The 25,239-nt window shown below is 68.9% G+C and carries 22 protein-coding genes; 16 read left to right on the top strand and 6 right to left on the bottom strand.

Annotated features, from left to right (window positions below):
* The 3 genes from secD to ACFXOO_RS06380 are packed head-to-tail and all read left to right on the top strand — an operon-like array spanning nt 1 to nt 5,047.
* The gene (gene secD, locus ACFXOO_RS06390; RefSeq protein ID WP_378850535.1) at nt 1-1,743 is read left to right on the top strand and encodes a protein translocase subunit SecD; all 1,743 of its coding nucleotides are present in this window, start codon (nt 1-3) and stop codon (nt 1,741-1,743) included.
* Nucleotides 1,743-2,735, top strand: coding sequence for a protein translocase subunit SecF (gene secF / locus ACFXOO_RS06385; protein WP_378839551.1), 993 nt, complete (start codon nt 1,743-1,745; stop codon nt 2,733-2,735). The genes secD and secF overlap by 1 nt, the downstream gene beginning before the upstream one ends.
* Before the next feature lie 59 nt (nt 2,736-2,794).
* A complete protein-coding gene (locus ACFXOO_RS06380; protein WP_378839549.1) occupies nt 2,795-5,047 on the top strand; it encodes a RelA/SpoT family protein in 2,253 nt (750 codons plus the stop codon).
* Here ACFXOO_RS06380 and ACFXOO_RS06375 read toward each other — a convergent pair.
* From ACFXOO_RS06375 to ACFXOO_RS06365, 3 genes are all read right to left on the bottom strand, one after another.
* On the bottom strand, nt 5,034-5,627 hold the full coding sequence (locus ACFXOO_RS06375; protein WP_378850538.1) for a hypothetical protein: 594 nt from the start codon (nt 5,625-5,627) through the stop codon (nt 5,034-5,036). The genes ACFXOO_RS06380 and ACFXOO_RS06375 overlap by 14 nt on opposite strands.
* A gap of 90 nt (nt 5,628-5,717) precedes the next feature.
* Nucleotides 5,718-6,998: a DUF349 domain-containing protein gene (locus tag ACFXOO_RS06370; protein WP_378851302.1), complete on the bottom strand. Its 1,281-nt coding sequence runs from the start codon at nt 6,996-6,998 to the stop codon at nt 5,718-5,720.
* Nucleotides 6,999-7,360: 362 nt separating this feature from the next.
* Nucleotides 7,361-7,639, bottom strand: a complete 279-nt coding sequence (locus tag ACFXOO_RS06365) for a dioxygenase (protein WP_378850541.1) — start codon at nt 7,637-7,639, stop codon at nt 7,361-7,363.
* A gap of 119 nt (nt 7,640-7,758) precedes the next feature.
* Between ACFXOO_RS06365 and ACFXOO_RS06360 the strand changes: the two genes are divergently transcribed.
* The 11 genes from ACFXOO_RS06360 to ACFXOO_RS06310 all read left to right on the top strand — a co-directional run bounded on the left by ACFXOO_RS06360 (nt 7,759) and on the right by ACFXOO_RS06310 (nt 19,602).
* Nucleotides 7,759-9,162, top strand: coding sequence for a replication-associated recombination protein A (locus tag ACFXOO_RS06360; RefSeq protein WP_378850543.1), 1,404 nt, complete (start codon nt 7,759-7,761; stop codon nt 9,160-9,162).
* Between the two features lie 207 nt (nt 9,163-9,369).
* Nucleotides 9,370-9,999, top strand: coding sequence for a 30S ribosomal protein S4 (rpsD, locus tag ACFXOO_RS06355; RefSeq protein WP_378839538.1), 630 nt, complete (start codon nt 9,370-9,372; stop codon nt 9,997-9,999).
* 122 nt (nt 10,000-10,121) lie between these two features.
* Complete coding sequence (locus tag ACFXOO_RS06350) at nt 10,122-10,580, top strand: hypothetical protein (protein ID WP_378839536.1); 459 nt, start codon at nt 10,122-10,124, stop codon at nt 10,578-10,580.
* Between the two features lie 59 nt (nt 10,581-10,639).
* Nucleotides 10,640-13,306 (top strand): alanine--tRNA ligase, encoded by a 2,667-nt coding sequence (alaS, locus tag ACFXOO_RS06345; RefSeq protein ID WP_378850546.1) that lies wholly within the window; start codon nt 10,640-10,642, stop codon nt 13,304-13,306.
* Entirely contained in the window at nt 13,303-13,785 is a 483-nt protein-coding gene (gene ruvX / locus ACFXOO_RS06340; protein WP_378839530.1) for a Holliday junction resolvase RuvX, read from the top strand. The genes alaS and ruvX overlap by 4 nt, the downstream gene beginning before the upstream one ends.
* A 314-nt stretch (nt 13,786-14,099) precedes the next feature.
* Nucleotides 14,100-15,347 (top strand): endolytic transglycosylase MltG, encoded by a 1,248-nt coding sequence (gene mltG / locus ACFXOO_RS06335; protein WP_378850548.1) that lies wholly within the window; start codon nt 14,100-14,102, stop codon nt 15,345-15,347.
* Nucleotides 15,305-16,183, top strand: a complete 879-nt coding sequence (locus ACFXOO_RS06330) for a shikimate dehydrogenase family protein (RefSeq protein ID WP_378850551.1) — start codon at nt 15,305-15,307, stop codon at nt 16,181-16,183. Before mltG ends, ACFXOO_RS06330 begins: the two co-directional genes overlap by 43 nt.
* 30 nt (nt 16,184-16,213) lie before the next feature.
* Entirely contained in the window at nt 16,214-17,443 is a 1,230-nt protein-coding gene (gene aroC / locus ACFXOO_RS06325; RefSeq protein WP_378850554.1) for a chorismate synthase, read from the top strand.
* The gene (locus ACFXOO_RS06320) at nt 17,427-17,987 is read left to right on the top strand and encodes a shikimate kinase (protein ID WP_378839518.1); all 561 of its coding nucleotides are present in this window, start codon (nt 17,427-17,429) and stop codon (nt 17,985-17,987) included. Before aroC ends, ACFXOO_RS06320 begins: the two co-directional genes overlap by 17 nt.
* Entirely contained in the window at nt 17,984-19,072 is a 1,089-nt protein-coding gene (gene aroB, locus ACFXOO_RS06315; protein WP_394563065.1) for a 3-dehydroquinate synthase, read from the top strand. The genes ACFXOO_RS06320 and aroB overlap by 4 nt, the downstream gene beginning before the upstream one ends.
* 23 nt (nt 19,073-19,095) lie before the next feature.
* On the top strand, nt 19,096-19,602 hold the full coding sequence (locus ACFXOO_RS06310; protein ID WP_394563064.1) for a GNAT family N-acetyltransferase: 507 nt from the start codon (nt 19,096-19,098) through the stop codon (nt 19,600-19,602).
* A gap of 95 nt (nt 19,603-19,697) precedes the next feature.
* On the opposite strand, the gene ACFXOO_RS06305 is transcribed toward ACFXOO_RS06310, so the two are convergent.
* The 3 genes from ACFXOO_RS06305 to ACFXOO_RS06295 form a co-directional block, all read right to left on the bottom strand.
* Entirely contained in the window at nt 19,698-21,020 is a 1,323-nt protein-coding gene (locus ACFXOO_RS06305; protein ID WP_394563063.1) for an MFS transporter, read from the bottom strand.
* Between the two features lie 17 nt (nt 21,021-21,037).
* The gene (locus tag ACFXOO_RS06300; protein WP_378839464.1) at nt 21,038-21,913 is read right to left on the bottom strand and encodes a shikimate dehydrogenase; all 876 of its coding nucleotides are present in this window, start codon (nt 21,911-21,913) and stop codon (nt 21,038-21,040) included.
* 271 nt (nt 21,914-22,184) lie between these two features.
* Nucleotides 22,185-22,817 (bottom strand): TetR/AcrR family transcriptional regulator, encoded by a 633-nt coding sequence (locus ACFXOO_RS06295; RefSeq protein WP_378839461.1) that lies wholly within the window; start codon nt 22,815-22,817, stop codon nt 22,185-22,187.
* 75 nt (nt 22,818-22,892) lie between these two features.
* Between ACFXOO_RS06295 and ACFXOO_RS06290 the strand changes: the two genes are divergently transcribed.
* Together ACFXOO_RS06290 and ACFXOO_RS06285 are read left to right on the top strand one after the other, a co-directional pair.
* The gene (locus ACFXOO_RS06290) at nt 22,893-24,731 is read left to right on the top strand and encodes a bifunctional sugar phosphate isomerase/epimerase/4-hydroxyphenylpyruvate dioxygenase family protein (RefSeq protein WP_378839459.1); all 1,839 of its coding nucleotides are present in this window, start codon (nt 22,893-22,895) and stop codon (nt 24,729-24,731) included.
* Nucleotides 24,728-25,186 carry a type II 3-dehydroquinate dehydratase gene (locus ACFXOO_RS06285; RefSeq protein WP_378839456.1) on the top strand — a complete coding sequence of 153 codons (459 nt, stop codon included), beginning with the start codon at nt 24,728-24,730 and terminating at the stop codon, nt 25,184-25,186. The genes ACFXOO_RS06290 and ACFXOO_RS06285 overlap by 4 nt, the downstream gene beginning before the upstream one ends.
* Nucleotides 25,187-25,239 lie beyond the last annotated feature (53 nt).

Raw genomic sequence — 25,239 nt, 5'->3', positions numbered from 1 at the left:
GTGGCGACTTCCACTCCCGTCCGTCATGCCTGGCGCGCGCTGACCGGACTCCTGGTCATCACCGCGCTCCTGTTCGGCGTCAACGCCCTGGGCGTCTACGTGTTCGGCAAGAGCTCCTGGACACCCGAGCTCGCGCTCGACCTCCAGGGCGGCACGCAGATCATCCTCCAGGCACAGACCACCGATGGCGCCAACCCCACCGACGAGCAGTTGACGCAGGCGGTGTCGATCATCCGCCAGCGCGTCGATGCGTCGGGCGTCGGCGAGGCCGATGTCACCACCGAGGGCGGCAGGAACATCGTCGTCCAGATCCCCGGGCAGGCAGACGAGGAGACACGACAGCGCATCCAGGCATCCGCTCAGCTGCAGCTGCGTGCCGTGCTCTACACGGGCGCACCCGCCACGTCGTTCGTCGGCGATGACGGCGCCTCCACGCCGTACCCGACGCCCGACCCCGCGCTGCCCGCGACGCCGACGATCGCGCCGACGGACGGCAGCGACGTCAGCTGGATCACCCCTGCCCTGCAGGCGCAGTTCCTCGCATACGACTGCAGCAACGCGGAGAACGACGCGGCGAACGCGCCCAAGGATCAGCCGCTCATCACGTGCGACACCACAGGGTCGGTCAAGTACATCCTCGGTCCCGTCGAGCTCGACGGCACGGCGATCGACGACGCGACCTTCGGTCTGCAGCAGACGAACGGTCAGTGGGCCGTCAACCTGAACTTCGACGACGCCGGTACGCAGACCTTCGGCGAGATCAGCCAGCGCCTCTACGGCAAGACGGCTCCGCTGAACCAGTTCGCGTTCGTGCTCGACGGCAGCGTGCTCTCCGCGCCGTCGATGAACGGTGTGATCCTCGACGGCAACCCGAGCATCACCGGGAGCTTCACCCAGGAGACGGCCAAGACTCTCGCCGACCAGCTCAAGTACGGTGCTCTGCCGCTCAGCTTCCAGGTCGTCAGCTCCGACACCATCTCGGCGACGCTGGGCTCCCAGCAGCTTCAGATCGGTTTCATCGCGGGCCTCATCGGCTTGATCCTCGTCGCGGTCTACTCGCTCGTGGTGTATCGCGCGCTCGGCTCGGTCATCATCGCGTCGCTGATCGTCATGGGCGTCCTGACCTACATCATGATCTGCGTGCTGGCCTGGCGCATGGGATTCCGTCTGTCTCTCGCCGGCATCGCGGGCATCATCGTCACGATCGGATTCACGGCCGACTCGTTCATCGTGTATTTCGAGCGCATTCGCGACGAACTGCGCGACGGCAAATCGGTGACGAGCGCGGTGGAGGACGGCTGGGCGCGCGCGAGGCGGACGATCTACATCTCGAAGTCGATCAACGTGCTGGCCGCGATCGTGCTGTACATCCTGGCGGATGCCACGGTGAAGGGCTTCGCGTTCACGCTGGGTCTGACCACCGCCATCGACGTGCTGATCTTCATCCTGTTCACCCACCCCGTCATGCAGCTGCTCGCCCGCACCAGGTTCTTCGGCCAGGGCCACAAGCTCTCGGGTCTCGACCCGGAGGCACTGGGCGCGGTCTACCGTGGCCGCGCGCAGTTCCGTGCGCCGATCGCGGCGTCGTCCGCACCCGGCGGCAAGGCCCGCAAGAGTGCGAAGTCGCGCGGTGAGGCCGAGCGGCGCCAGACCATCGCCGAGCGCAAGCAGGCCGAGCTCGCGGCGACCGGAGCATCCGACGCGAAAACCCCCGGCAACGCCGGCAAGAAGGGCGACGACTGATGCGCTCCATGAACCAGCTCGGAAACGACCTGTATTCCGGCAAGACCTCCTTCCCGTTCGTCGGCCGTCGCCGGCTGTGGTTCATCATCGCGGCGGTCCTCGTGATCGCCTCGTGCCTCGTTCCGCTCTTCCGGCCCGTGCAGTTCTCCATCGAGTTCACCGGCGGTTCGCAGTTCACGGTCTCCGGGCTGAGCAGCCCAGACCAGACCGAGGCCACCCGAGCCGTGCAGTCCGTGGTTCCCAACGCCGCGACGAAGGTGACCACGGTGGGCGGTACCGCGGTGCGCGTGCAGGCCGACCAGATGACGCCGGAAGAGACGCAGGCGGTCACGGCGGCGCTGGCGGAGGCCTACAGCGTCCCGGCCAGCGAGGTCACCGCCTCCTTCATCGGCCCCAGCTGGGGCAACGACGTGACGCGACAGTCGCTCTGGGGCCTCGCGATCTTCCTGGCGCTGACGTTCATCATCCTCGCGCTGTACTTCCGCACGTGGAAGATGTCGGTCGCCGCGATCCTCGGGCTCGTCGACGTCCTCGTCATCACCATCGGCGTCTATGCGCTGGCCGGCTTCGAGATCTCTCCGGCCGCGGTCATCGGATTCCTCACGATCCTGGCGTACGCGCTCTACGACACGACGGTCGTCTTCGACAAGGTGCGCGAGAACACGCAGGAGGACGGCGAGATCTCGGGGCGGACATTCGGGGAATCCGTGAACCTCGCGGTGAACCAGACCCTCATCCGATCGATCAACACCACGGTGGTGGCGATCCTGCCCGTCGGGGCGATCCTCTTCATCGGCGCGTTCTGGCTCGGGGCGCAGACCCTCAGCGACATCTCGCTGTCGATCTTCGTCGGCATCATCGTCGCGGCCTACTCGACGCTGTTCGTCGCGGCACCGCTCTTCTCGCTGTTCCGGGAGAACGAGCCGGCCATCAAGGCGCGCAACGCGAAGGTGCTGGCCGCTCGGGAGCGTGCCGGGGTGCCCACCGCGTGATCTGAGCGCTGCCCGCGCGGGCGTAGGATTGAGAGATTCAGCGCGGGGAGGACGATCGGATGACGGAGACCGTTCCGGCCGCGCAATCGTCGTCGCTGCGGCGACTCGTGCCACGCATCTTCTCGCGGTCCGGACGTCGCGACGGTCCCGAGCAGCTGCTGCGGACGGTGCGAACCCACCATCCCAAGGGTGATCTGACGATCATCGAGCGCGCCTATGCCGTGGCCGAGAAGGCCCACGAAGGGCAGAAGCGGCAGAGCGGTGAGCCCTACATCACCCACCCGCTCGCGGTTGCGCAGATCCTCGCGGAGTTGGGACTGGGTCCACGGGCCATCGCCGCGGCGCTGCTGCACGACACCGTGGAAGACACCGACTACCGGCTCGACGAGCTCACCGCCGAGTTCGGCGACGAGGTCGCGATGCTCGTGGACGGAGTCACGAAGCTCGACAAGGTCAAGTACGGCGAAAGTGCTCAGGCCGAGACCGTGCGCAAGATGATCGTCGCGATGTCGCGAGACATCCGGGTTCTGCTGATCAAACTCGCCGACCGCCTGCACAACGCACGGACGTGGGGTTTCGTGCCGCCCGAGAAGTCACGTCGCAAAGCGACGGAGACGCTCGAGATCTACGCCCCGCTCGCGCACCGACTCGGCATCCAGGCGATCAAGTCCGAGCTCGAGGACCTGTCCTTCGCTGTTCTGCACCCCAAGCTCTACGTCGAGATCGAGAGTCTCGTGAAGCAGCGCACCCCGCAGCGGGAGCAGTACGTGCAGAACGTGATCGAGTCGGTCGAGTCCGATCTGCGCGAGCTGCGCATCCGTGGACGCGTCATGGGGCGCCCGAAGCAGCTGTACTCCGTGTATCAGAAGATGGTGGTGCGCGGCCGCGAGTTCGACGACATCTACGACCTGATCGGCATCCGCGTGCTGGTCGGAACCGTGCGCGACTGCTATGCCGTCCTGGGCGCCATCCACGCGCGCTGGACGCCGCTGCCCGGTCGGTTCAAGGATTACATCGCGACACCGAAGTTCAACCTGTACCAGTCGCTGCATACGACCGTGATCGGTCCCGGCGGGCGCACGGTCGAGATCCAGATCCGTACGAACGAGATGAACCAGCAGGCCGAGTACGGGGTCGCGGCGCATTGGAAGTACAAGGAGCGGATGGCGGGCGGCAAGAGCGAGGGCAAGTCGCTCGACACCGACATGGCCTGGCTCGCGCGCATCTCGGACTGGCAGGCCGAGACAGCCGACCCCGGCGAGTTCCTCGACTCGTTGCGCTTCGAGATCGGCGCGAAGGAGGTCTACGTCTTCACTCCGAAGGGACGCGTCATCGGCCTTCCCGCCGGCGCGACGCCGGTCGATTTCGCGTACGCCGTGCACACCGAGGTCGGCCATCGCACCATGGGGGCCAAGGTCAATGGGCGGCTCGTACCGCTGGAGTCGGAGCTCTCCAGCGGAGACGTCGTCGAGGTTTTCACGTCGAAGAACCCGGACGCCGGCCCCAGCCAGGACTGGCTCGGGTTCGTCAAGAGCACCCGCGCGCGGAGCAAGATCCGCGGCTGGTTCACGAAGGAGCGTCGCGAAGAGGCCGTCGAACAGGGCAAGGAGGCCATCGCGCGCGCGATGCGCCGTCAGAACCTGCCCCTGCAGAGACTGATGAGCCAGGACTCGTTCTCGGAGGTGGCTCAGCAGCTGCGCTACGAGGACGTCTCCGCGCTGTACGCCGCGGTCGGCGAGGGTCATGTCTCGACGCAATCCGTCATCGAGAAGGTCACGTCGCTGGTCAAGGCGAACGAGGACACGTCGACCGGACCCATCGAGATCCCGCACATCGGTCGCGCGCGCCAGCCGCGCGGTGGCGATTCGGGGATCCTCGTCCGGGGAGCGCCCGACATCCTCGTCAAGCTCGCCAAATGCTGCACTCCCGTGCCCGGTGATCAGATCATCGGGTTCGTGACGCGCGGCAGCGGAGTGTCGGTCCACCGCTCGGACTGCACCAATGTGAAGGCCCTGCGTGAAGATCCGCAGCGCTTGATCGACGTCGAGTGGGCCCCGACGACCAAGAGCATCTTCCTCGTCCAGATCCAGATCGAGGCGTTGGATCGCTCGGGTCTTCTGAGCGATGTCACGCGGGTGCTGACCGAGCACCATGTGAACATCCTCTCGGCCACCGTGTCGACGACGAACGATCGGCTGGCGCTGAGCAAGTTCGTGTTCGAGATGGGCGACATCGTGCACCTCGAACGCGTCTTGAACGCGGTACGGCGTATCGACGCGGTCTACGACGTCTATCGCGTCACGTCCTCCTGATCTCACGCCGTCCGGACGTCGTCATCGCGCTCGGATCGGGTGCTTCGCCCGCCGACGCGCGCAAGTACGTCAGTGCGTCCTTCTTACCCGGCAGTGACCGGTGGTTCTCGAGCCAGACGATCGCGTCCGCGGCGATCGAGGGGATGGAGTCGATCATCGACTGCGCCACCCGCCGATGGAGCGGATCGTCCACACGCGTGAGGTCGGCGAGGGTGCGGACGGGCGAGGTGACGGACACGCCCCCGAGACGTTGGAGGTCGCTCTCCGCCACCTGAAGATCGCGGTAGACGATGTGGTGGGACGGGACGCGATGCACTCGTCTCTGCACGGCGCGTTGCACCGTGTGGCGTGAGGGCGGCTCGGGCAGTGCGCCGTGGATCCAGGCGGCACTGAGGTGCGTGGCGGCGAGTGTGGCGCCCAGCAGGCCGACGAGGGATCCCGCCCGCAGACCCCGCGTCTCGACCGCATCCGCGGGGATGTAGGCGTCGCCCACTTCGACCAGGTGTCCGTCGAGCCGCGCCGCCGACAGTTCCGCGCGCGAGAGACGCTCACCGGCGAAGTACAGGTAGGGGGAGTGCATGACAGTCAGCGTGCCCGACCCGAGACGACCGAACGGCGCGGTCTCCTGTTCTGTGGAGAACCGGAGGCCGCGCCGTTCAGGGGGAGGAGGTCAGCCGCCGACGACCTTCAACCAGGCCTTGCGGGCATCGAGCGCTTCGCGCGCGGCCGCCGCGGCCTTCTTGTCGCCGGCCTTCTGAGCTGCGGCCAACTCGTTCTCGAGCTTCTCGATCGCCTCGGTGAGCTGACGCGACATGTCGTTGGTCCGAGCCTTGGTCTCGGGATTGTTGCGCTTCCAGTCCGTGTCTTCTCTTCCGCGGATGGTGGTCTCGATCTTGCGGAGGTCGTCGTCCAGAGCCCGTTCCTTGTCACGGGGGAAGATGCGACCGATCTCGTCCCACCGCCTCTGGATCGCCGTCAGCTGTGCGCGCGCCTTCGCGGTGTCGGTCTCGGAGGGCACCGCCGCTGCCTCGACCAGCAGAGCCCGCTTGGCTTCGATCTTCTCGCGGGACTCTTCGACGTCGGCGGCTTCGCGCTCACCCCGAGCGGCGTAGAGGGCGTCGCCGGCCGCCTTGAACCGCGCCCACAGCGCGTCGTCGGCCTTCTTGCCGGCTCGGCCGGCCGCCTTCCACTCGTCGAGCAGCTCCCGGTAGGCGCCGATGCCGTCCTCGCCACGGGGCGCGAGCGCCTCAGCCTTCTCGACGATGCGCGTCTTGCGATCGCGAACCGCCTTGTGCTCGCCGTCGAGCTCGGAGTAGAACTCGCGGCGAAGCTTGTCGAGGGTGCCGCGCGCATCGCGGAAACGCTTCCACAGTGCCTGCGCGGTGGATTTGGGCAGACGCGGACCGTTCTGCTGCTGCGACTGCCACTGGTCGAACAGCTCGCCGATCTCGGCGGACGTCTGCTTCCACTGGATGGTGCGCGGTTCGCGGGCCGCGAGTGCTTCTGCCTTCTCGACGAGTTCGGTGCGCTCGCGCACGGCGGCGTCCACCGCTTCTCGCGCGGCCTTCGCCTCGGTCGCCGAGGCGGCGCTCAGATCTTCGATCAGGGCAGCCAGGCGCTTCTCGAGTCGGGCCAGGTCTCCCACGGCGGCGGCACCGGCGACCTTGTCGCCCACGGTCTTGGCCGTCGAGCGCAGTTCGGATGCCGGGGCGCCGCCATTGCGGTGACGCACCTCGAGCAGCGTGACCTCGCTGGCGAGATCCGCGTACTTCCGCTCGAAATAGGCGAGAGCCTCCGCGGGCGACCCGTCGGGGAACTGTCCGACGACGCGCCATTCCTCGCCCTCGCGCACCGAGACCGTGCCGTCGTCGTCGACGCGACCCCACGACTCGTCGCCGGGGGTCGGCGCGGGCACGACCGGGCGCGCGGCCCCGGCGGGTGGGCGGGGCATGGGCGCCCGCGGACCGGGTGCGGGCGTCGGCTTCGGTGACACCGCCGGGGGAACCGCAGCAGACTCGGTGTCGGCCGCGGGGACCGTCGACTCGACCTCGGGCCCAGGCTCGGGCTCGACCGTCCCGGCGTCGGGCTCGACCGTCTCGGCGCTCTCGGCGGCAGCCTCGGCCTCAGCGCTCTCGGCGGCCGGAGCAGTGGTCTCGTCGGTGACGACCTCGTCGGTCGACGGCTCGGTGTTTTCGGGAAGGGAATCTGCGGCGGCAGTCACGGGATGCACCTCATCGCGGCTCGCGCCGCCTGTGGGGGATGGACAGCATCGAGCCTAATACGCCCGGCGTCGTCGCGCGGGGACATCGCCCGTCAGGGGGTGGGCGCGGGAGTGGGGGATTGCGTGGTCGAGACGGAGGCGGAGGGTGTCGGGCTCGGGCCCGGTACGCCGGGACCCGCGGTGTAGTAGGCGATCTGGCCGCCGACGACCGCCAGGATCAGGACACCGCCGACGACCCCGGCGATCAGGTTGTCGCGCCGACGACGCCGCAGCTGCTCCTCGTGGAAGGTCTGCCGTGCCTGGTAGAGGCGGATGCGCTCTCGCTCCGCACGCGTGTCGCGATCTCTGCCGGCCTTGCCACTCGCAGCCACGTGGCCTCCTCGTCTCCGGATGCCCGGACCGCCCCGATCCTACGACCCCGTCCTTTCGGGGCAAAACCGCGGCGACGGCGGCCGACGCGGGGGTCGGAGCCCGCGACTAGCCTGGACGGATGACTCCCTCTTCTGCGCTCTTCCAGGGGCAGACGCCTCTGGCGGTGCGGATGCGACCCGTCTCGCTGGACGAGGTCGCGGGTCAGTCGCACCTGCTGCGCCGCGGGTCGCCGCTCGTGGCGCTGGCGAATCCGGATGCCGCGGCATCCGCTGTCTCGGTGATCCTGTGGGGACCGCCCGGCACCGGCAAGACGACGCTGGCGCAGGCCATCGCGCGGTCATCGGGTCGGCGGTTCGTGGAGTTGTCCGCCGTGACGGCCGGTGTGCGAGACGTCCGCGAAGTGATGCAGGAGGCGCTCACGCAGCGCGACCTCTACGGGCAGTCGACGATCCTTTTCCTCGACGAGATCCACCGCTTCACGAAGGCGCAGCAGGACGCGCTGCTGCCGGGTGTCGAGAACGGCTGGGTGATCCTGATCGCCGCGACGACGGAGAATCCGTCGTTCTCGGTGATCTCGCCCCTGATGTCCCGGTCGCTGCTCCTGACGCTCCGCCCTCTGACCGACGAGGACCTCGGCCTGCTGATCGACCGCGCCGTCGCGGACCCGCGCGGTCTCGCCGGGGCCGTCGAACTCGACCCGGAGGCGCGTGCCGCCCTCATCCGGCTGGCTTCCGGCGACGCCCGCCGGGCGCTGACCGCTCTCGAGGCCGCGGCCACCATGTCGGCGGGTCTCGACGAGGAGCCCGACGCGAACCCGGACGACGACGAGGAAGACGGCGACGCCGCACCCGAGCACGACGAGCCGTACTCCGCGCCCACCGCGACGACCGTCACCGCTGAACACATCGCGCAGGCGGCTGATCGCGCACTGCTGCGCTACGACCGACAGGGCGATGAGCACTACGACGTCATCAGCGCCTTCATCAAGTCCATCCGGGGGTCCGACGTGGACGCCGCCCTGCACTACCTCGCCCGGATGATCGAGGCGGGGGAGGATCCGCGCTTCATCGCTCGTCGGCTCGTCATCTCGGCGGCCGAAGACATCGGGCTCGCCGACCCGTCCGGACTGCAGATCGCGGTGGCCGCCGCCGACGCGGTCGCCTTCATCGGCATGCCCGAGGGCCGGATACCGCTCGCCGAGGCCACCGCCTACCTGGCGACGACCGCCAAGTCCAACGCCGCCTACCTCGCGATCGACAAGGCGATCGCCGACGTGCGGGCGGGTGGATTCGGTCGCGTTCCGCCACCCCTGCGAGATGCCCACTATGCCGGGGCGAAGAAGCTCGGGCACGGCAAGGGCTACCGCTATCCGCACGACAGCGAGATCGGCGTCGTGGCGCAGCAGTACCTCCCGGATGAGCTCCGCGGCCGCACGTACTACGAGCCCACCAACCACGGCCAGGAGCGTGATGTGCAGGCCCGCCTCGAGAAGATCCGGCGCATCCTCGACGGGCGGTCCTGAGCCGCAGCATCCGTCCCCTGCCTCCGTGACGGGGCGGGGCACCGCCTCTGGTAGACTGGACCGGCTCGAAACACAGTTTTCGGGCATCCCCTCTTCTCCTCACCGACCTTCCGGCATGCCCCGGCGTGCAGTCCGGACAGGGCGAGAAGACGGAGATACGTCCGTGAGCCGCGAAATGCGCGGCCACGTCATCGGAAGGATCACTTCGTGGCTACGAAGTCCCAGGACCGCCGGAAGGTGCGCCTTTCGCGCGCCCTCGGCATCGCACTGACCCCGAAGGCCGCCCGCTACCTCGAGAAGCGTCCCTACGCTCCGGGTGAGCACGGCCGCACCAAGCGCAAGCAGGACAGCGACTACGCCGTCCGGCTCCGTGAGAAGCAGCGTCTGCGCGAGCAGTACGGCATCCGCGAGAAGCAGATGCGCAACACCTTCAACGAGGCACGTCGCAAGGACGGACTGACGGGTGAGAACCTCGTCGAGCTGCTCGAGATGCGTCTGGACGCCCTGGTTCTGCGCTCGGGCCTCGCCCGCACCACCGCTCAGGCCCGCCAGCTGGTCGTGCACCGCCACATCCTGGTCGACGGTCAGACCGTGGACCGCCCCTCGTTCCGCGTCAAGCCCGGACAGCTCATCCACGTCAAGGCCAAGTCGGAAGGCACCGAGCCCTTCCAGGTGGCCGCGGCCGGCGGTCACGCCGACGTGCTGCCCCCGGTTCCGAGCTACGTCGAGGTCGAGCTCGACAAGCTGCAGGCACGTCTCGTTCGTCGCCCGAAGCGCGCCGAGGTTCCCGTCACGTGTGACGTGCAGCTCGTCGTCGAGTACTACGCGGCACGCTGACGTCACGCCGTCGTCATCGCCGAAGGGCGTCGGGATCTCGTCCCGGCGCCCTTCGGCGTTTTCCGCATACGATGTGAACGATGCCGCGCCCATGACGCGGCCCGACCCAGGGAGTGCTGACAGTGAAAAGCCTTGTGTGGTTTCTACTCGGTATCGTCGGCGGTTTCATCACCGCGCATCTCGTGAACAAAGACCCGCGAGGGCATGAGCTGCTCGCCGAGGTCGACGGGCGCATCGCGGAGTTCACCGATCGCATCGGCGACGCCTACCGCGAACAGGAGGGCCGGCTCGGCGATATCGTCACTCAGGCGAAGGATGCCGCCTCGGACGCCCTCGAGTCCGCGAAGGGCGCCGCGAAGAGCGTGACGGATGCTGCGTCCGATGCCCTCGCGTCCGCGCAGTCGTCTGCGGAGGATGCCGTCCAGGATGCTCAGGACCACGTTGCAGACGCGGCCGACGACGTCAAGGATGCGGCCGACGACGCGAAGGCCGCGGCATCCGATGCCGTCGACGAGGCGAAGGACGCGGTCTCTGAGGCTGCCGACTCCGCCGACGATGCCGCGAAGAAGCATTCCGACTGATCACCACCCCTCCACCTTCCGGGGTGGAGGTGTGCCCGCTTGCCATCGAGGACCCACTCATGAAGACCGTAGAGATCGCTGCCCGCTACCTGGACTTCTTCCAGAAGCGCGGCCACACCATCGTCCCTTCGGCCTCCCTGGTGACCGACGACCCGGCGCTGCTGTTCACCGTCGCGGGGATGGTGCCGTTCATCCCGTATCTGAGCGGTGACGTCCCCCCGCCCTATCCGCGGGCCGCCGACGTGCAGAAGTGCATCCGGACGAACGACATCGAAGAGGTCGGGCACACGCCTCGGCACGGCACGTTCTTCCAGATGCTCGGCAACTGGTCGTTCGGCGACTACTTCAAAGAGGGCGCCATCCGCTACGCGTGGGAGCTGCTGACCACCCCGGAGGAGGACGGGGGACTCGGGTTCGATGCGAACGACCTCTGGGTCACCGTGTACGAGGAGGACGACGAGGCCCGCGATCTCTGGCTGGGGCTGACGAGTCTCCCGGAGGAGCGCATTCAGCGCCTGGGCAAGGACACCAACTACTGGTCCACAGGTCTGCCCGGCCCGGCAGGACCCTGCTCGGAGATCTTCTTCGATCGCGGACCCGCCTACGGCGTCGACGGCGGCCCTGCCACCGACGACGACCGGTACGTGGAGATCTGGAACCTGGTGTTCATGCAGTACGAGATCACGAATGTGACGTCGAAGTACGACTTCGACATCGTCGGGGATCTGCCCAACAAGAACATCGACACCGGCATGGGCCTGGAGCGCATCGCCTTCATCAAGCAGGGCGTCGACAACATGTACGAGACCGACCAGGTGCGGCCGGTCCTCGACAAGGCCGTCGAGCTCTCCGGACGCACGTACGGCGCGGACCACGAAGACGACGTGCGCTTCCGCGTCGTGGCAGACCATGTGCGCTCGTCGCTCATGCTGCTGGCCGACGGCGTGACGCCCGCGAACGACGGTCGCGGCTACATCCTCCGCCGACTGATGCGGCGGGCGATCCGCTCGATGCGTCTGCTGGGTGTGGACGGACCGACCTTCGCCGATCTCTTCGCCGCGTCGCGCGACGCGATGAAGGACGCCTACCCGATCGTGGCGACGGACTATCCGCGCATCGAGCAGTACGCCCTCGCCGAGGAGGCGACCTTCCTGCGGACGCTGGCGTCAGGTTCCGCCCTGCTGGACGACTCGGTCGCGCAGACGAAGGTCGCCGGGGGTGCGACGATCGGCGGATCCGAGGCGTTCCTCCTGCACGACACGTACGGCTTTCCGATCGAATTGACGCTCGAGATCGCCGAAGAGGCCGGCCTGACCGTCGACCGCGCGGCTTTCGACACCCTCATGCTCGAACAGCGGAACCGCGCCAAGGCCGACGCGCGCTCCCGCAAGCGGCAGCTCGCCGATACGAGCGTCTACCGCGAGCTGCGTGGTCGCGGCGAGACCGTGTTCACGGGGTACTCCGACCTCGAGACCGCGTCGACCGTGCTCGGTCTGCTGGTCGACGGGGCACCCGTCGACCGGGCGACGGCCGGGCAGATCGCCGAGGTCATCCTCGGCGAGACGGCGCTGTACGCGGAATCGGGCGGACAGGTGGCCGACAAGGGCGTCATCGTCGGTCCCGGCTACGAGCTCGACGTGCTCGACGTTCAGAAGCCGGTGCCCGGGCTCGTGAGCCACACCGTCGAAGTCACGACCGGCGAGGTGGCCGTGGGCCAGCCCGCCACCACCGTCGTCGACGCGGTGAACCGGCGTGCTGCGCAGCAGGCGCACTCCGCCACCCACCTGATCCACGCGGCCCTCCGGGACACGCTCGGAAAGACGGCGACCCAGACCGGTTCGCTCAACCGCGCCGGCTACATGCGGTTCGATTTCTCGTGGGGTCAGGCGCTGTCGGATGCCACCAAGACCGAGATCGAGGAGATCGCGAACAACGCGGTGCGTGACAATCTCGAGGTGACGACCCGCGTGGTCGCGCTGGACGAGGCCAAGGCCCTCGGCGCCCAGGCGCTGTTCGGCGAGAAGTACGGCGAGGTCGTCCGCATGGTCGACATCGGGGGTCCGTGGTCGCGTGAGCTCTGCGGAGGGACCCATGTCGCCACGAGCGCCGAGATCGGTCTCATCAACCTCGTGGGGGAGTCCTCCGTCGGCGCCTCCAACCGTCGCGTCGAGGCCCTCGTCGGTCTCGACGCCTTCCGTTCGCTCGCGGCGGAGCGCGCGCTCGTCTCTCAGCTCACGTCCACGCTGAAGACGCCGCGCGAGCAGCTGCCGGCACGGATCGCGGAGCTCACGGCGAGCCTCAAGGCCGCCGAGAAGAAGATCGCCGGGTTCGAGGCAAGGGCGCTCGCCGACCGTGCACCCACGATCGCGGAGAGCGCGGTCACCGTGGGGGGCATCCGACTGGTCGCCACGTCGATCGGCGCTGCGGCGTCGGCAGACGATGTGCGCACTTTGACGCTGCAGGTGCGCGACCGACTCGGATCGCCGGCCGCGGTGGTCGCGATCGGCGCCGAGGTGAACCACCGCCCCGTCGTGATCGTCGCCACGAACGATGCGGCCCGCGCGACGGGTGCGAAGGCCGGCGCACTCGCCAAGCTCGCCGCCGGAGTCCTCGGCGGTGGAGGCGGCGGTCGCGACGATGTCGCGCAGGGCGGCGGGACGGACGCTTCGGCTCTGCCTGCCGCGTTGACCGCTGTGCACGGCGCCCTGGAGGCCGTGCCCGCGTGACCGGGTTCCGCCGCGGAGTGCGCGTCGGTGTCGACGTGGGCAAGGCCCGCGTCGGTGTCGCGAAGTGCGATCCCGACGGCCTTCTCGCAACCCCTGTGGAGACCGTGCCGCGCGCGGAGGGGTCGGTCGCGCGGATCGCAGAGCTCGCCGGAGAGCTCGCCGCGATGGAGATCCTCGTCGGCCTGCCGATGAGTCTCAGCGGCGCGGACACCGCGTCCACGACCGACGCCCGGGAGTTCGCCGCGGCTCTGGCTGCGGCATCCGCTCTCCCCGTGCGTCTGGTGGATGAGCGTCTGAGCACCGTGTCCGCTCACGCGGCTCTCCGGCAATCGGGGCGGTCACAGCGTTCTTCTCGTAGCATTGTGGATCAAGTCGCCGCGGTCGTGCTGCTGCAGCAGGCTCTCGAGGTCGAGAAGAACAGCGGCCGTCCTCCCGGCACACCTGCATCCCCCCTTCCCCCGGACCAGGAGTTCACCTGATCATGCCCGATTCATCGTCGCCCTTCGACGATCCGTTGGCGGATCTGTTCGGCAAGCTGCCTGATCCGCGCGCACGACAGCAGGCGACGCGCTCCGCGAAGCCGGGCACCGGGGAAGGGCGGGCGACGAACGGTTCGGCCCCCGATACTCGAACGCCGCCCCGGAGCGACGCGTCACCGTCGAGCGGCGGCGCCCCTCTCTCTCGCCGCGCGGCACGAGCGGCGTCGGCCGAAACAGGGGACGTGAACCTCGCTCCCGCGACGTCCGCGCCGCCCGCCCCGTCCGCCCAGCCCGTTCGCGCGCCGGCGCCGCGCGTGGACCCCACTCGCCCCGCCGCCTCGTCGTCGTCCGCGAACACGCGCCCGGAGCCCGCTCCGGTCACGGGGCCGACGGCTCCGCCGGCCGCGCTGGAGGATCTCTTCGCGGGCGCGCGCACGACGGATGAGATCGGTGCGCCTCCTCCGCCCAAGAACAAGCGTCGTCGTCGGATCGGCGGGTGGATCGCCCTCGGCATCGTCCTGGTGACCCTCGGCGGCATCGCCGGCGGCGGCCTGTGGGCGTGGAACACGTACGAAGACAAGATCCGCGCGTTCATGGGCTGGGAGGAGCCCAAGGACTACGCCGCCGGCATCGCCACCGGAGAGACGTTCGTCACGATCTCGTCGGGCGACACCGGCAGCCCGATCTCGCAGCACCTGTTCGACGCCGGCATCACGAAGACTCCGAGCGCCTTCTACGACTACCTCATCTCCACCGGTCAGAATCCGCCGTTCGTGCCCGGGGTCTTCAAGATGCAGACGCAGATGACCTCGGAAGCCGCCCTCGCGGCGCTCCTGGACCCGGCCAACAAGATGTCGAACACCGCGCAGCTGCGCGAAGGCCTCACTGTCGCGCAGTCACTGCCGATCCTCGTGGAAGCGACCGGTCTGCCGCTCGCGGACTTCGACGCGGCGGTGGCGACACCCGCGGATTACGGCGTGACCGCGGGCAGCCTGGAGGGCTGGCTGTTCCCGGCGACCTACACGTTCGATCCCGGTGTGACGGCGAAGGATGTGATCACCACCCTGGTGAACCGCACCGTCCAGTCCCTCGACGCCGCAGCCGTACCCGTCGAGCGACGTCAGGAGATCTTGACGATCGCGTCGATCATTCAGCGCGAAGCACGGTTCGAGGCAGACTTCTACAAGGTGTCGCGCGTGATCCAGAACCGGCTGTCGCCGTCGAATCAGGAGACGTTCGGCAAGCTGCAGATGGACTCGACCGCGCAGTACGGGTACGGCGAGATGCACGACGGCACGGTCAGCACGTCCGCCGAGGCGCTGGCCGACGACAATCCGTGGAACACGTACGTGGTGACCGGCCTGCCCGCCGGACCCATCTCGAACCCCGGGGACACCGCGATCGACGCGGCGATGCACCCCGCCGACGGGTCGTGGCTGTACTTCGTGACGGTCAACCTCGACACCGGTGAGACGGTGTTCACCGACAACCTGGCCGACCACAACAGGGCGGTCGCGCAGTGGCAGGCTTGGTGCGCGGACCACCCGGACTCGGGGTGCTGACCGAGCGCACGCGGCTCGCCGTGTGGGGCGACCCCATCGCTCACAGTCGGTCGCCCCAGCTGCACGCCGCGGCCTACGACGTGCTCGGACTGGGCTGGACCTACGAGCGACGCCGGGTCGCGGCATCCGAGCTGTCGTCCACGCTCGGTTCGCTCGACGAATCATGGCGCGGACTGTCTGTCACGTTCCCGCTCAAAGGCGAGGCGTTCGCCGCCGCCGGAACGCTCGATCGACGAGCGGAGCTGACGGGCGCCGTGAACACGCTGCTGATCGACCCCACCGGGCGTCCCCACGGATTCAACACCGATGTCGGCGGCATCGTGCGGGCGCTGGAGGACGACGGCATCGAAGCGGTCGCGCATGCGCGCTTGGTGGGTGCCGGTGCGACCGCGGCCTCTGCGGTGGTCGCGCTCGCGGAGCTCGGCGCGGAGCGCATCGACGTCGTCGCACGGCGGCCGGGCGTCACCGCGCCCCTCGAGGCCATCGGCGAGCGTCTCGGCGTCGACGTCGTGGCGGTGCCGTTCGCCGCCGCGGATCACGACGACGTCGCGGTGACGATCGCCACGCTGCCGGGCGAGGCCGTGGTGCCCGCGGCGACGGCACGCTCTCTGGCCGCCCACGGGGGACTTCTGATGGACGTGGTCTACGGCCACTGGCCGACGGCGCTGTCGCGCGCGTGGGAGGACGCCGGTCGCACGGCGCGCTCCGGGCTGGGGATGCTGCTGCATCAGGCGGTCCTGCAGGTGCGGGTGTTCGCCACCGGCCAGGTGCACACCCCACTCGCCGATGAGGACGCAGTGCTCGTCGCCATGCGGCAGGCCGTCACAGACGACTGAACGCGGCCCGGGTCGTGGGAGACTGGAGGAATGCTCCGCGTGACCACGGCCGGCGAATCCCACGGCCCCGAACTCGTCGCCATCATGGAGGGCCTGCCCGCGGGTGTGCCCGTGTCCCGTGCTGCCATCCAGGCCGACCTCGCCCGCCGCAAGCTCGGCTACGGACGCGGCTCGCGGATGAAATTCGAGGAAGACGAGCTCTCGATCTCCACGGGTGTCATCCACGGCTACTCCATCGGGAGCCCGATCGCACTGCGCATCGGCAATACGGAGTGGCCCAAGTGGGTCGAGGTGATGAGCCCCGACCCCGTCGAGCTCACCGAACGATCGCGCGGCCGCGGCGCGGCGCTCACGCGACCCCGCCCCGGGCACGCCGACCTCGTCGGCATGCAGAAGTACGGCTTCGACGAGGCCCGCCCGATCCTCGAGCGCGCGAGCGCGCGCGAGACGGCGGCGCGCGTCGCCCTCGGCGCTCTGGCGCGCGGCTTCCTCGGCGAACTCGGCATCCGGCTGGTCAGTCACACCCTGTCGATCGGCCCCGTGCGCGTACCCGACGGCGCCCCGCTGCCCACTCCCGACGACGTCGACACGCTCGACGCCGACCTGCTGCGCTGCTTCCACCCCCAGACGTCCGCCCGCATGGTCGAGGAGGTCGACGCCGCCCGCAAGGACGGCGACACCCTCGGCGGCATCGTCGAAGTGCTCGCCTACGGTCTGCCCCCGGGCCTGGGTTCCCATGTGCAGTGGGACCGACGCCTCGACGGCAAGCTCGCGCAGGCCATCATGAGCATCCAGGCGATCAAGGGCGTCGAGGTCGGCGACGGCTTCGAGACCACGCGCCGGCCGGGTTCCGCGGCGCACGACGAGCTTTTCGCGACCGCCGACGGGATCACCCGCTCGACCGATCGCGCCGGCGGCACGGAGGGTGGAATGTCCACGGGTACCGTTCTGCGCGTGCGCGCGGGCATGAAGCCGATCGCGACCGTGCCGCATGCTCTGCGCACGGTCGACGTCGCGACCGGCGACACCGCCTCTGCCCACCATCAGCGATCGGACGTCTGCGCGGTGCCCGCGGCGGGTGTCGTCGCCGAGGCGATGGTCGCGATCGTGCTCGCCGAGAGCGTGCTGGAGAAGTTCGGCGGCGACAACATCCTGGAGACGCGGCGGAACCTCGAGGGCTACCTCGCCGCGATCCCGACCACGCTGCGAACGACCGATGCCAGCGACGCGGAGCTCGTCGAACATGACCTCGCCCGCTAGCGCCCTCGTCCTGATCGGGCCGATGGGTGCGGGCAAAACCAGCGTGGGTCGTCGTGTCGCCCGGGAGCTCGGTCTGAGCTTCACCGACACCGACAAGATCGTGGTCCGCGACCACGGGCCCATCGCCGATCTCTTCACCGCCCACGGCGAGGCGCACTTCCGCGCCGTCGAGCGGACGGCCGTCGCCGAGGCGCTCGACGCCGGGGGAGTGATCGCCCTCGGCGGCGGCGCGGTGCTGGATGCTGAGACCCGCGCCGACCTCGCGCAGCACGACGTCGTCCTGCTGACCGTGGCGCCGCACATCGTCGCCGCCCGCTTGCACGGCGAGACGCGGCCGTTGCTCTCGGGCCGGGAGACGCCTGCGCTCCGGTGGGAGCGCATCTACGCCGAGCGACGACCCCTGTACGACGAGCTCGCCGACATCACGTTCGACACATCATCGGGCCCGCTGGCCGCGGTGGTCGCCGACATCGTGCGGTGGGCGCGGGACGAATCCCGGGTCGCGCGATCGGTGGCACACGACGCCGCCCGGGAGGACGCATGAACACCACGACCACGACCACGCTGCACGTGAGCGGCGAGACCGGGCACGACATCTCGGTGGGCCGCGGCATCCTCGACCTCGTGGGCGCCGCTCTCGCGCCATCGGTGCGCAAAGTGCTGGTCGTGCACCCTCCGACCCTGACGGCCGAGGCAGGGCGGCTTCGCGAGCTGCTGATGGGCACTGAGGGCCGCGAGGTGCTGCTCGCCGAGATCCCCGACGCCGAGCAGGGCAAGCGCATCGAGGTGGCGGCCTTCTGCTGGCAGGTGATGGGCCAGGCGGACTTCACCCGGACCGACGCCGTCGTGGGGTTCGGCGGTGGAGCTGTGACCGATCTCGCCGGCTTCGTGGCCGCCACGTGGCTTCGGGGTGTGCAGGTCGTCCAGGTGCCGACCACCGTCCTCGGAATGGTCGACGCCGCCGTCGGCGGCAAGACCGGCGTCAACACGGCCGAGGGCAAGAACCTCGTCGGAGCCTTCTGGGCGCCGCGCGCCGTCGTCTGCGACCTCGAGACCCTCGACACGCTGTCCAAGAACGAGGCCGTCGCCGGATTCGCCGAAGTCGTCAAGGCCGGCTTCATCTGGTACCCCGAGATCCTCGATCTGATCGAGGCCGATCCGGCGGCCGCCGTCGACCCGGGTACGGATGCGTTCCGTCGCTGCATCGAGCTGGCCATCGAGATGAAGGCGCGCGTCGTGAGCGAGGACTTCCGTGAGGGCGGTCTGCGGGAAGTGCTCAATTACGGACACACCCTCGGACACGCGATCGAGCATGCCGAACGCTATCGGTGGCGTCATGGCGCCGCGATCTCGGTCGGTATGCTCTTCGCCGCCGAACTGTCGCGGCTCGCCGGACGACTGCCCGACGCGCAGGCGCAGCGTCATCGCGATGTGCTCGAGATGCTGGGGCTGCCGACGTCGTACCGCGGGGGCGCGTGGCCGCAGCTTCTCGCGACGATGCAGCGGGACAAGAAGAGCAGGGGAGGGATGCTGCGCTTCATCGTGCTCGACGATCTCGCTCGGCCGACCGTCCTGCAGGCGCCCGACGAGTCGCTCCTGTTCGCCGCGTACCAGGAAGTCGCCGGTTGACGCGCGCCACGACCGTGCGCCGGGTGAGGCTCCACGAGTGGAGGGAAGTACGCGACCTGCGCATCGAGGCGGTGAGCGATCCCCAGGCGTCGCTGGCGTTCCTCACGACGCCTGACGAAGAGCTCGCGCGCAGCGAGGCCTTCTGGCGCGAACGGGCGGCCGGTGCGGCGATGGGAGACACGTCGGCCCAGTTCGTCGCGCTCGTTGACGGCGATTGGGCGGGGTCGGTGACCGTGCTCCTCCGCGAGCCGGGGACCAGAGATCACCTCGGACACGACGTGGTCGACAGGCGAGCGGACGTCGTCGGGGTGTACCTCTCACCCGCCCACCGTGGCAGGGGCCTCCTGGGCGAGCTCATGGACGCCGCCGCCGCCTGGGCTTCGGCGAGCGACGTCGCCGCGCTCACCCTGGACGTGCACACGGGGAACACGAGGGCGCAGGCCGCCTACCGAAGGATCGGCTTCGAGCCGACCGGCGTCACGTTCACCAGCACGATCGGACCCGAGCTGGAGATGCGCAAGCCGCTCTGAGCGCGCAACAGCGGTCCCGCCCTGTGGACCCAAAAGCGCAACCCCCGTCACACAGGGGGAGGGAACGGGCTTCGCGACGTGCCTGCGGGGACGGGTCAGGCGCTGACCGACTCGCGGTGCTGTCCGCGGGACAGCCCGAGCTCATCGGTGGGCACGTTCTTCGTCTCGCGCGCGGTCAGCGCACTGACCGATGCGATCACGGCGATGATGCCGGTGAAGACGCTGATCACGACCCACCCGCCTTCCTGCACGCCACCGAAGGCGGTGACGATGCTCGGCGCGAAGCCGGCCATCAGGAAGCCGAGCTGGGTGCCGATCGCCATGCCCGAGAAGCGCACCCGCGTGCTGAACATCTCGCCGTAGAACGACGGCCAGACGGCGTTGGCCGCGGCGTATCCGAACGAGAAGGTGAGGACGGCGAGGACGAACGTGAGCACCGTGTTGCCGCTCGACATCGACAGCATGTAGAAGGGCATGAGTGCCGCCGACGACAGCGCGCCGTAGATGAAGACGGGCTTGCGGCCGATGCGGTCGGCGAGTCGGCCGAACAGCGGCTGGGTGCCCAGGGCGAAGATGTTCGCGACGACCACAAGCCACAGCGTGAGGGAGGCGTCGAGGCCGACGACCACGCCGTAGGCGATCGCCAGGTTGCCGAACACCGTCGAGACGGCCGCGATGAACGCGCAGCAGATCACGCGGAGTACGTCGCGCCAGTGGTCGCGCAGCAGCGGGATGAGCGGCATCCGCGCGATGTCTCCGCGTGCCTTGGCATCTTCGAAGGCGGGAGTCTCGTGCAGGCTCCGCCGGATGAAGAAGGCCACGAGCACGACGACGGCGCTCAGCCAGAACGGCACGCGCCAGCCCCATGTGAACTTGATCTCGTCCGGGAGCGCCACGACGGGGATGAAGATCAAGGCGGCCAGGATCTGGCCGCCCTGCGTACCGGTGAGCGTCCAGGAGGTGAAGAACGAGCGACGGTCGTCGGGAGCGTGCTCGAGCGTGAGGGAGGAGGCACCGGCCTGCTCACCGGCGGCGGAGAGGCCCTGCATGAGGCGGCAGAGCACCAGCAGCGCCGGAGCGAACCATCCGATCTGCTCGAACCCGGGCAGGCATCCGATGAGGAAGGTGGACACCCCCATCAGCACGAGCGTGAACATGAGCACCTTCTGACGCCCGATCCGGTCACCGAAATGCCCGAGGATCACGGCCCCGAACGGGCGTGCGATGTAGGCGAAGCCGAACGTCGCGAAGGACATCACGAGAGCGGCCTGATCACCCGACGGGAAGAAAACGGTGGGGAAGATCAGCGCGGCCGCTGAGCCGAACAGGAAGAAGTCGTAGTACTCGACGGCACTGCCCATGAAACTGGCGACGGCGGCCCTCACGGGGGTCTTCCGCGTCGTTGCGGTGGTTGTCATCGGAGTGTTGCTCGCTTTCAGGTGAGGACGTCGTGCGTCTGCACGAGGTCGTGGAAGTGACCGATCATGCGGTCGGGGTCGGGGGTGAGATCCGTGATGAGTGCGAGGGCGTCGACGGCCTGGTACACGGCCATCCGACCGCCGTCCAGGGTGCGGCATCCGAGTCCGCGTGCCGCCCGGAGAAGCTCGGTCTCGAGCGGACGGTAGACGATGTCGGCGACCCACAGGTCGGGCCGCAGCAGATGCCGCGGAACCGGCATGCCGGGGTGGTCCGCCATTCCGGTCGGTGTGCAGTGCACGACACCGTCGCTCGCCGCCAGCAGGGTGGGGAGGTCGGCGGGGGAGTGGGCGTCGACGGTCGCGTCGTGGCGGGAGCCGAGCTCACCTGCGAGCTCGTCGGCCCGTCCGGTCTCGACGTCCACGATGCTCAGGTGAGCGACGCCGACGCGCAGCAGCGCGTCGGCGACGGCCGAACCCGCTCCGCCCGCTCCGAGGATCGTCACGCGCTGGACGGCGGCGTCCGGCAGACCCGTGGTGAAGGCCTTCTCGAACCCGGTCGTGTCGGTGTTGTAGCCGACCATGCCCTCGTCGGTGAAGAGCACCGTGTTCACGGCGCCCAGTGCCGCGGCGACGGGATCCACGCGGTCGAGGTACTCGATGACGAGGCGTTTGCAGGGGTGCGTGATGTTCAACGCATCGAATCCGAGTCTGCGCGTCCACTCGAGGATGTCGGGGAGCTGATCGGGGACGAGACCGAGTGCAGTGAGGTCGATCGGCCGATAGACGTAGTCGAGTCCCCAGTGCCGCGCCTCGGTCATGTGGAGGGGAGGCGTCAGCGACGGCGTCACTCCGGCACCGATCAACCCGACGAGATAGGGATGGGCGTCCGACACGGTACTCCTTCGTTCCGTATGTACTAACTGGTACGTCCAGAGTGAACCACGCGGGGATTTGCGTGTCAAGACCCTGCGGGGGAGAAGAAGCGTGGGCGTCCCGCGACGTCACTGCACGAACTGCGCAGATCGGCGCGGACTGCGCAGGATCCCGACAAGGGTCTGTGGGATTCGCGCGCGTCTGAGACGTCGTGCAGCGGAGCCAAGGCGACGGGCAGGCCAAGGCCCGATCAGCTGCGGGGGCCGGCCCGGTCCGGGCCTGGCAGTCGGGTCAGCGCACGCCGGAGGTGAGCCAGCCGACGACGACGTCGCCGATCACGGCGCGCAGGTGGTCTCGACGCTCGGGAGCTGCCAGATCAGTGTCGAAGAGGTAACCGAAGGTGTACTGATTGGCGATCTGGAAGACGCAGTAGGCACTGATCACGAGGTGCACATCGATGGCGTCGACATCGGTCCGGAACTCACCGAGCTCTCGGCCCTTCTCGAGGATGCGGTCGAGCAGGGTCTTGGCGGGCTGGCCGAGGGTGCGCAAGGACTCCAACGTGCGGATGGACTGACCGCGGTGGATGTTCTCGATGGCGACGAGGCGCACGAAGGCATCATGGGAGACGTGGTGATCGTAGGTCAGCTCGGCGAGGCGCCGGATCGCCACGAGGGGATCGGTCTCGTCGACGTCGATCGCACGTTCCGCCTCGCGGATGCCCTGGTAGGCGTTCTCCAGCACGGCCTTGTAGAGCTGCTCCTTGCCCCCGAAGTAGTAGTAGATCATCCGCTTCGTGGTGCGGGTGCGCTCTGCGATGTCGTCGACTCGTGCACCCGAGTAGCCGTCCTCGGCGAAGACCTCGGTCGCGACGGCGAGCAGCTCCGCACGAGTTCGCGCGGCATCTCGCTGAACGGTGCTCACGCCGCAAGGATAGTGGACCGGATGCCGCGGACCCGGGGCATCCGCGTCAATGTACTGCATGGTACATTGACGCGGATGAAGACGTCGATCGCCACCGTGTGCCTGAGCGGCACGCTCGCGGACAAGCTGCACGCCTGCGCTGCCGCGGGTTTCGACGGCGTGGAGATCTTCGAGCCGGACCTCGTCGTCGCCCCGGAGAGTCCGGAAGAGATCCGGGCCCTGGCGGACAGGCTCGGTCTCACCCTCGACCTCTACCAGCCCCTGCGGGATGTGGAGGGCGTCGACGAGTCGACGTTCGCCGACGTCCTTCGCCGGGCCGAGGCGAAGTTCGCGCTGATGCAGCGACTGGGGATGCATCTGGTGCTGTGCTGCAGCAACGTCGGCACCGCCACGATCGACGACGACGCGGTCAGTGCCGACCAGCTGCGCCGGTTGGGCGCGCTCGCTCAGGGCTACGGTGTGCGCATCGCGTTCGAGGCGCTGGCATGGGGCAGATTCATCGACGACTACCGGCGCGCGTGGCGTGTCGTCGAACTGGCGGATCATCCCGCGGTAGGCGTGTGCCTGGATTCGTTCCACGTCTTGTCGCGCGGCCACGATCCCGCTCAGATCGAGGCGATCCCCGGCTCGAAGATCTTCTTCCTGCAGCTCGCGGACGCGCCGTCGCTCTCGATGGACGTGCTCTCCTGGAGTCGTCATCACCGTCTCTTCCCCGGCGAGGGTGCTTTCGACCTGGTCGGCTTCGTCGGCCACGTGCTGCGCGCCGGGTACGAAGGTCCGCTGTCGCTGGAGGTCTTCAACGACACGTTCCGTCAGACGGACGGCACCGAAACGGCCGTCCACGCCCGCCGCTCGCTGCGTTGGCTCGAAGATGCGGTCGCCCGCGATCTCGGCACCGACGCGCCGCCGCACATCCGCACCCTGACGGACGTCGCGTCGCCTCGGGGGTTCGACTTCGTCGAGATCAAGGCCGAGGACACATCGGACATCGAAGCACTGCTCGCGCGTGCCGGGTTCACGTCACGGGGGCGCCATCGAACGAAGCCGGTTTCGCTGTGGACCGCGGGGAGCGCACGCGTGATCCTCAATGAGCAGCATGCGCGCGATCTGGAGCCGCAGCTCGCGGCGATCGGCTTCGCCGTCGACGACCCGGATGCTGCGACCGCGCGCGCCCGGGAGCTCGGCACTCCGCTCGCATATCGGCGCACGGCGGCGAGCGAGCAGGCGCTGGAGGCGGCGATCGCCCCCGGCGGCACCGAGATCTACTGGGCCGAGACCGCGCGGGACCGCGAGCCCGATTGGGTGTCGGAGTTCGAGCACGGCGAGCCGGTTCGGCCGTCCACGATCTCCGGCATCGATCACGTCAGCCTCACCGAGCCGTGGCATGTGCTCGACGAGTCGGTGCTCTTCTACACGTCGGTGTTCGCCCTGCAGTCCGCGAGCGCCACCGAAGTGGCAGGTCCTCAAGGGCTCGTCCACTCCCGGGTGCTGCGGTCGGCCGACGGTGCGGTGCGCATCCCCCTCAACGTGGCGCCGCCGATCGTCGCCGAGCGCGGCGGTGCGGGCGGCATCCCCCGTCATGTCGCCTTCGCCTGCACCGACGTGGTCTCGCTCGCGCGAGCGGCGCGCGAGCGTGGGCTGGACGTGCTGCGGATGCCGCTCAACTACTACGAGGATCTCGCGGCACGATTCGACCTGGATGCGGCCACGATCGAGGAGCTTCGATCGCTCGACCTCGTCTACGACCGTGACGGCGATACCGAGTATCTGCAGTTCTACACCCGCACGATCGGTCGGATCTTCTGGGAGTTCGTGGAGCGGCGCGGCGGGTACGACGGCTACGGCGCGGGCAATGCCCCCGTTCGCCTCACGGCCCAGGCCGGCGGGGCGCCCGCTGGTAAGGTGCGTCCATGAGCACCCCCCGGCGCCTGCTGCTGGTCAATGGACCCAACCTGAACATGCTGGGCACGCGGCAGCCCGAGATCTACGGCACCGAGACCCTCGCGGACGTGGAGGAGCTCGTCACCCGCACGGCGGCCGCCTACGGCTTCGAGGTGGACGCCCTCCAGAGCAACCACGAGGGCGTTCTGATCGACGCGATCCATGCTGCGCGCACCACGTGCGCGGGCATCGTGATCAACCCCGGCGGGTTGACCCACACCTCGGTGGTCCTTCGAGACGCGCTCTCCGCGGCGGACCTCCCGGTCGCCGAGATCCACATCTCGGACGTGCGTCGGCGCGAGTCGTTCCGGCATCTCTCCTACGTGGCGGACGTCGCGGTCGTGCACGTGGTCGGCGAGGGCGTGGCGGGCTATGCGACCGCCACGACACGGCTCATCGACGTCATCGCGGGCGGCGCCGAAGGCTGAGGGGAGAGGCGTCTTCACCGGGCGTCGGGCGCATCCCGTAGAATCGGGTGTCG

The sequence above is a fragment of the Microbacterium sp. P03 genome (genome assembly GCF_043556235.1).
Lineage (GTDB): Bacteria > Actinomycetota > Actinomycetes > Actinomycetales > Microbacteriaceae > Microbacterium.
Note: the sequence above shows the minus strand (reverse complement) of the source record. Positions and strands in the feature narration are given on the sequence as shown.

Bases quoted from the DNA above. Each gene is read 5' to 3' on its own strand.
- ACFXOO_RS06320 (WP_378839518.1), top strand. From the start codon at position 17,427: ATGACCTCGCCCGCTAGCGCCCTCGTCCTGATCGGGCCGATGGGTGCG.
- ACFXOO_RS06305 (WP_394563063.1), bottom strand. From the start codon at position 21,020: ATGACAACCACCGCAACGACGCGGAAGACCCCCGTGAGGGCCGCCGTC.
- ACFXOO_RS06380 (WP_378839549.1), top strand. From the start codon at position 2,795: ATGACGGAGACCGTTCCGGCCGCGCAATCGTCGTCGCTGCGGCGACTC.
- aroB (WP_394563065.1), top strand. From the start codon at position 17,984: ATGAACACCACGACCACGACCACGCTGCACGTGAGCGGCGAGACCGGG.
- ACFXOO_RS06290 (WP_378839459.1), top strand. From the start codon at position 22,893: ATGAAGACGTCGATCGCCACCGTGTGCCTGAGCGGCACGCTCGCGGAC.
- secF (WP_378839551.1), top strand. From the start codon at position 1,743: ATGCGCTCCATGAACCAGCTCGGAAACGACCTGTATTCCGGCAAGACC.
- ACFXOO_RS06375 (WP_378850538.1), bottom strand. From the start codon at position 5,627: ATGCACTCCCCCTACCTGTACTTCGCCGGTGAGCGTCTCTCGCGCGCG.
- aroC (WP_378850554.1), top strand. From the start codon at position 16,214: ATGCTCCGCGTGACCACGGCCGGCGAATCCCACGGCCCCGAACTCGTC.
- ACFXOO_RS06285 (WP_378839456.1), top strand. From the start codon at position 24,728: ATGAGCACCCCCCGGCGCCTGCTGCTGGTCAATGGACCCAACCTGAAC.
- ACFXOO_RS06360 (WP_378850543.1), top strand. From the start codon at position 7,759: ATGACTCCCTCTTCTGCGCTCTTCCAGGGGCAGACGCCTCTGGCGGTG.
- ACFXOO_RS06370 (WP_378851302.1), bottom strand. From the start codon at position 6,998: ATGCCCCGCCCACCCGCCGGGGCCGCGCGCCCGGTCGTGCCCGCGCCG.
- alaS (WP_378850546.1), top strand. From the start codon at position 10,640: ATGAAGACCGTAGAGATCGCTGCCCGCTACCTGGACTTCTTCCAGAAG.